Here is a 6,262-nt window from a genome sequence, read left to right as displayed (position 1 = left end):
CACCCCCACCTGGCCCTGACCCCCCTGCCCTCGTAATCCCCCGTTGATCATGAAGTCGTTGCTGGTCCGCGCGCGTGTCGTGGCAACGACGTCATGACCAACGGGGCTGGGCGCCCGGACCGGCGGCCGGGCGGGGGTGTTGACAGTGGTATTCGCTGAGTGAATAGTTGAGGCGTGTCCACGCCGCATGTCCTGCTCGGGTTGCTCGCCGGTGGCAGCCGGCACGGCTACGAGCTCAAGCGTGCGCACGATGAGCGGCTGCCCCGGGCTCGGCCGCTGGCTTTCGGGCAGGTCTACGCCACCCTCGGCCGACTGCAACGCGACGGCCTGGTGGCCGCCGCCGGCCAGGATCGAGCGGCCGGCCCCGACCGCACGGCGTACGCGCTGACCGGCGAGGGCCGGGCCGCGCTGGACCGGTGGCTGTCCACGGTGGAGCCGCCGATGCCGTACGTGGCCAGCACGCTCTTTGCCAAGGTCGTGGTGGCGCTGCTGGTAGCTGACGTCGACCGGGCTCGGTCCTACCTGATCGCCCAGCGCGGCGCGCACACCGCGCGACTGCGTGAGCTGACCGCGGCCAAGGCCGACCCGGCCGCCACCCTCAGCGACGTGGTGGCGGCCGACTTCGCGATCGCCCACCTCGACGCGGACCTGCGGTGGCTGCACACCACGCTGGATCGGGTCGCCGACTGGCACCGGGAGGTGCACCCGTGACGCAACTCCAGGCTCGCGGCGTGGTTCGGGCGTACGGCCCGACACCCGCACTGCGCGGCGTGACGCTCGACGTGACCGAGGGCGAGATCGTCGCCGTCACCGGCCCGAGCGGCTGCGGCAAGTCGACCCTGCTGCACTGTCTGGCCGGGATCCTCCGCCCGGACGCCGGTGAGGTCACCTGGCGCGGCCACCGGATCGACACGTGGTCGGAGGCCGCCCGGTCCCGGCTGCGGCGCACCGAGTTCGGTGTGCTGTTCCAGTTCGGCCAGCTGGTGGCGGAACTGACCGCGGCGGAGAACGTCGCCCTGCCCCTGCTCCTCGCCGGCACGGGGCGGCGAGAGGCACGGACGGCGGCGCTGACCTGGCTGGAGCGGTTCGGGGTGGCCGAGCTGGCCGACCTTCGACCCGGCGAGATGTCCGGCGGTCAGCAGCAGCGCTGCGCCACCGCGCGGGCGTTGGTGACCGAGCCCCGGGTGCTCTTCGCCGACGAGCCGACCGGCTCACTGGACACGCTCACCGGCGAGCAGGTGCTCACCCAGTTGGTCCGGCTCGCCCGCGAGCAGCGCACCGCCGTCGTGCTGGTCACCCACGAGCCGCGCATCGCCGCGTACGCCGATCGGGAGATCGTGTTGCGCGACGGCCTGGTGGACCACACCGGCCTGGGGCTCGACGCGCCGCTGGCCGGCGGCTCCCGGTGAGGCCGGCGACGCTGGTCCGGCTCGCGCTGGCCGGCACCCGCACCGACACCGCCCGGGTGGTGCTCACGGCCCTCAGCGCCCTGCTGGCGGCCCTGGCCGGGTTGGCGGCGCTCACCGTGCTGGCCATCCCGAAGCCGGTCGGCGACGCCTGGGCGGAGTCCGAGCAGTACCGCAACGAGCTGCTGCGGGAACCCGGGCTGCGCGGCGGCACCGCGTTCGCGCTGCTGCTGCTCGCCATTCCGGTGCTGGCGCTGGCCGGCCAGTGCGCCCGGCTCGGCGCACCGACCCGGGACCGCCGGCTGGCCGCGCTCCGGCTGGCCGGCGCCACCCCCGGCCAGGTCACCCGGTTGGCCGTGCTGGAGACGGGCCTGGCCAGCCTGCTCGGCACACTCGTCGGGCTGGGTGCCTATCTGGTCGGTCGCAAGCTGCTGCACCGGCCGGACGGGCAGGGTCAACTGGCCCTGCCCACCGACGTGCTGCCGTCGGTCGGCGCGATGGCGGCGCTGGTGCTCGGTCTGCCGGTGATCGCGGCGCTGGCCACCACGTTGATGCTGCGCAGGGTCACCACCAGCCCGCTCGGGGTGACCCGCCAGGCTGCGCGGGAGCGTGGTCCGCGCCCGTGGGCCGGAGTGTTGATCGCGCTGGGCGTGGTCTGCTTCGCGGCGGTCCAGCCGATGATGTACCGCCTCGACGACCAGCACCTGGTGAGCCGGCTGGTGCCGCTGCTGTTCGCGGTGGGCGGCCTCCTGGCGATGATCGGCGTGGTGATCGGCACCGGCTGGATCTCGTACACCTGCGGGCGGCTGCTGCGCCGGTACGCCCGGCGCCCGCCGGCCCTGCTGGCCGCGGGCCGGCTGATGTCCGACCCGTGGGCGGGCAGCCGTACGTTCGCCGCGCTGCTGGCCGCCCTGATCTTCGGTGGTGGCGCTGCAGCCCTGCGCGCCTACTTCGTGGCGCAGGACGCACTCGAGCGGCAGCAGTCCCGGCTCGACGGCGTCGACGCGGGCGCGGACCCGTTCTACCTGTCCACCATGGACCTGGTCGACGCCGCGGTGGGGGTGGCCGTGCTCATCGCCGCCGGGGGGTTGATCGTCGCGCTGGTGGAGGGGATCGTGTCCCGCCGTCGGGCGTACTCGGCCCTGGTCGCCACCGGCGTGCCGCGCAGCGCCCTGAGCCGGTCCATCGCCTGGCAGGCGCTGGCCCCGGCGGTGCCGGCGATCCTGCTCGCCCTGGGCGTCGGCACGCTCCTCGGTCGCGGGCTCTTCCCGAAGGCGACAACGGGCGCGTCGTCGTCCGAGGTCTGCGACGCCACGACGGCACTCTGCGACGATCCGGCGACCCGGCAGCAGTACGTCCGGATCGTCGAGACCGCCGGGGCCGAGCGGGTGCCGGACGTACCGCTGGAGCAGCTGGCCTGGCTCGGTGCCGGCGCGTTGGCGGCGGTGCTGGTGACGGTCGGCGTCGGTCTGCTCTTCCTGCGGGTCAGCACGGCGGTGGAGGAGCTGCGGACGACCTGAGCCGCGGGCGTGGCCGGCGTCAGCCGCAACCGCTCAGGTCGGGGCGTGGAAGAGGCCGGCGGCCCAGGAGATCAGCAGGCCGACGGCGGCGGAGCAGCAGCAGACGAGCAGAGCGGCGGCCACGACCGCGAGAATCATCCACGCGGACGGCCGCCGGGCAGCCCCCGACGGCGTGCCGGTTTCCGACGCGTCCCGCTCCTCGGCCTCGTCGCTCACGCCGAAATCCTAGGCGGCGCGCAGCCGGCGAGCGGCCGTGTGAGCCGGGCAGGAACCGGGAAGTAGTGGCCTCGACGGGTGGCCGAGACCACTACTTCCCGGTTGCAGCCCGATCATGGCCGCTCGGCTATGGCCCGACCTTCAGGCGCGGCCGAGACGGTCGAGGATCCACGCGTTGATGAACGCCTCCTCGCGCCAGGCGTCGTAGCGGCCGCTCGGGCCACCGTGCCCCGCCCCCATCTCGGTCTTGAGCAGGTAGTCGCCGCCCGGGGCGACGGCCCGCAACCGGGCGATCCACTTCGCGGGCTCGGAGTAGAGCACCCGGGTGTCGTTGAGACTGGTCACCGCGAGGATCGCCGGGTAGTCCACCGGCGCCACGTTCTCGTACGGCGTGTAGGACTTCATGTACGCGTACACCTCGGGGTCGTCGAGGGGGTTGCCCCACTCCTCCCACTCGGTGACGGTCAGCGGCAGCGACGGGTCGAGGATCGAGGTGAGGGCGTCCACGAACGGCACCTGCGCGACGATCCCGCTGAACGCGTCCGGGGCGAGGTTGGCCACCGCGCCCATCAGCAGACCCCCGGCCGAGGCGCCCCGGGCAACCAGCCGGTCGCTGGCCGTCCAGCCCGCCTTGACCAGGTGGCGGGCGCAGGCGACGAAGTCGGTGAAGGTGTTCTTCTTGGCCAGCAGCTTGCCCTGGTCGTACCAGCGGCGGCCCAGCTCGCCACCACCCCGGGTGTGCGCCACCGCGAAGACCACGCCCCGGTCCAGCAGGGACAGTCGGGCCACCGAGAACCACGGGTCCATGCTCGCCTCGTACGAGCCGTAGCCGTACAGCTCACAGGGTGCCGAGCCGTCCCGGGGCGTGCCGACGCGGCAGACCAGCGAGATCGGCACCCGGGTGCCGTCGTCGGCCAGCGCCCAGTCGCGGTGCTGCTCGTACTCGGCCGGGTCGTACGGCCGCCCGTCCGGCCCGGGCAGCACCGGCTTCTGCCTGCGCAGCACCATCTGGCGGGTGACCAGGTCGTAGTCGTACACGGAGTCCGGGGTGACCAGCGAGGAGTAGCGCAGCCGAACCTGCCCGGTGCGGTACTCCGGGTTGGCGTCCAGCCCGACGCTGTACAGCGGCTCGGGGAAGTCGATGTCGTACTCGTCGCCACTGCCGACCGGCAACACCCGCAGCCCGGTGAGCCCGTCGGTGCGCAGTGACACCACCAGGTGGTTCGCGAAGGCGTCGACCGCCTCCAGCCGGGTGCCCGGGGTGTGCTCGATCAGCGGCACCCAGTCGCCCGGCACGTCCGCCGAGGTGAACGCCAACGCGAAGTCCTCGGCGCCGTCGTTGTGCAGGATCAGGAAGCGGTGGCCGTGGTGCTCCACCGTGTACTCGATGCCCTGCCGCCGCGCCGCGATCACGGCCGGCGCGCCGGTCGGGTTGGCGGCCGGGATCACCAGCACCTCACTGGTGACCTTGCTGTGGATGTCGATCAGGATGAACTTCTCCGACCGGGTCAGCTCCACGCCCACCCAGAATCGTTCGTCGTCCTCCTGGTGGACCACCACGTCGTCGGCGGCGGCCGAGCCGAGGGTGTGCCGCCAGACCCGGTTCGGTCGCCACGCCTCGTCCACCGTCACGTAGAACAGCACCGACGCGTCGGCCGACCAGGCCGTGCCGTAGAAGGTGCCGGGGATCTCGTCCGGGAGCAGCTCGCCGGTGGTCAGGTCCTTCACCCGCAGGGTGAACCGCTCGTCACCGGAGAAGTCGGTGGAGTAGGCGAGCCAGCGCCCGTCCGGACTGACGTCGAAGGCGCCCAGCGAGAAGAAGTCGTGCCCCTCGGCCAGCAGGTTGCCGTCGAGCAGCACCTCCTCGCCGTCCAGGGGAGCACCGTCCGCACTGACCGGTGGGTCGGTCTCGGAGTCGCGGACCGCGCGCCGGCAGTGCACCCCGTACTGCTGCCCCTCGACCGTCCGGGTGTAGTACCAGTGCCCACCCTTGCGGGTCGGCACGGTCAGGTCGGTCTCCCGGGTGCGCTGGCGGATCTCCTCGAACAGGTCCGCGCGCAGCGCCGCCAGGTGCGCCGTGCGCTCCTCGGTGTACGCGTTCTCGGCGGTCAGGTAGGCGATCGTCTCCGGGTCGTCCTTGGCGGCGAGCCAGGCGTACTCGTCGACGACGGTGTCGCCGTGGTGGGTGCGCTCGGCGGGCACCCGCTTCGCCGTGGGCGGGGCAGTCTCGGTGGTCACGGCGCCACGTTACCGGCCGGCCCCCTCCACGCGCCGGACCAGCGGCATCCCGATAGTCGCCACCACGCCATTCGAACACATGTACGATGGCCGACATGGCTGCAGCAGCGAGTTCCCTCGGCCGGTCCGGAGCCCTTGAGATCACCCGACGGTTGACGGCGATCTGCGGTCCGCCGTTCGCCCGGCTCGCCGGTCCGGCCGACGAGGTGGCGGGGCGGCCGGCGCGTTGGGTGGCGGTGCCCGGCGGCCCGCACGCCGCGGCCGAAATTCTGCGGCTGGCTGCCACGCACGACCTGGCGGTAGTGCCACGGGGCGCCGGCACGAAGATCGACTGGGGTGCCACGCCGGTGCAGGTCGACATCCTGCTCGACACCGGTCGGCTGGCCGGCATCGGTCACGAGCCGGTCGGCGCGCCGGTCGCCGAGGTCGGCGCCGGCACCCCGTTGCGGGCGGTGCAGGCCACTCTGGAGCGCACGGGGCAGCGGTTGGCGATGGACGCCCCGTCGCCCGGGGCGACGCTCGGCGGGGTGCTCGCCGCCGGCGAGGCCGGCCCACTGCGGCACCGCCACGGCAGCCCGTGCGACCAGCTCCTCGGCGTCCGCTATCTGGGTGCCGACGGTGAGCTGGTCAGCGCCGGCGGCGGCGCGCCCGGGCTCGACCTGGCCCGGCTGCTCTGCGGCTCGCAGGGCGCGCTCGGCGTGCTGGTCTCGGCGAGCCTGCGGGTGCAGCCGGTGCCGGCCAGCCGGCTCTGGGTGTCCCGGCCCGTGTGGACGCCGCTGGAGGTGCACGACCTGGTTCGAACGATCCTCGCCGCCCGGCTGGAGCCGGCGGCCATCGAGCTGGACCTGCCGGCCGGGGCGCCCCGGCCCCGCACGCCGTACC

At 73.6% G+C, this 6,262-nt stretch carries 6 protein-coding genes; 4 read left to right on the top strand and 2 right to left on the bottom strand.

Going from position 1 to position 6,262, the window contains the following annotated elements; all coding sequences use genetic code 11:
• Positions 1-174: 174 nt before the first annotated feature.
• Genes EAD98_RS13015 through EAD98_RS13005 form a run of 3 tightly spaced genes read left to right on the top strand, consistent with a single transcriptional unit; the run spans position 175 to position 2,926 of the window.
• Positions 175-711, top strand: a complete 537-nt coding sequence (locus EAD98_RS13015; protein ID WP_121654309.1) for a PadR family transcriptional regulator — start codon at positions 175-177, stop codon at positions 709-711.
• Complete coding sequence (locus EAD98_RS13010; RefSeq protein ID WP_121654308.1) at positions 708-1,409, top strand: ABC transporter ATP-binding protein; 702 nt, start codon at positions 708-710, stop codon at positions 1,407-1,409. The genes EAD98_RS13015 and EAD98_RS13010 overlap by 4 nt, the downstream gene beginning before the upstream one ends.
• On the top strand, positions 1,406-2,926 hold the full coding sequence (locus tag EAD98_RS13005) for an FtsX-like permease family protein (RefSeq protein ID WP_121654307.1): 1,521 nt from the start codon (positions 1,406-1,408) through the stop codon (positions 2,924-2,926). The genes EAD98_RS13010 and EAD98_RS13005 overlap by 4 nt, the downstream gene beginning before the upstream one ends.
• A gap of 33 nt (positions 2,927-2,959) precedes the next feature.
• Here the strand turns inward: EAD98_RS13005 and EAD98_RS13000 are convergent, their stop codons facing one another.
• Both EAD98_RS13000 and EAD98_RS12995 read right to left on the bottom strand, forming a co-directional pair.
• Entirely contained in the window at positions 2,960-3,142 is a 183-nt protein-coding gene (locus EAD98_RS13000) for a hypothetical protein (protein ID WP_121654306.1), read from the bottom strand.
• A gap of 141 nt (positions 3,143-3,283) precedes the next feature.
• Positions 3,284-5,380: a S9 family peptidase gene (locus tag EAD98_RS12995; protein ID WP_121654305.1), complete on the bottom strand. Its 2,097-nt coding sequence runs from the start codon at positions 5,378-5,380 to the stop codon at positions 3,284-3,286.
• Positions 5,381-5,475: 95 nt separating this feature from the next.
• Here EAD98_RS12995 and EAD98_RS12990 point away from each other — a divergent pair.
• The coding region (locus EAD98_RS12990) for an FAD-binding oxidoreductase (RefSeq protein WP_147457377.1) at positions 5,476-6,262 on the top strand (787 nt) is incomplete at its 3' end.

It is taken from the genome of Micromonospora sp. CV4, from assembly GCF_003667455.1.
Lineage (GTDB): Bacteria > Actinomycetota > Actinomycetes > Mycobacteriales > Micromonosporaceae > Micromonospora.
Note: the sequence above shows the minus strand (reverse complement) of the source record. Positions and strands in the feature narration are given on the sequence as shown.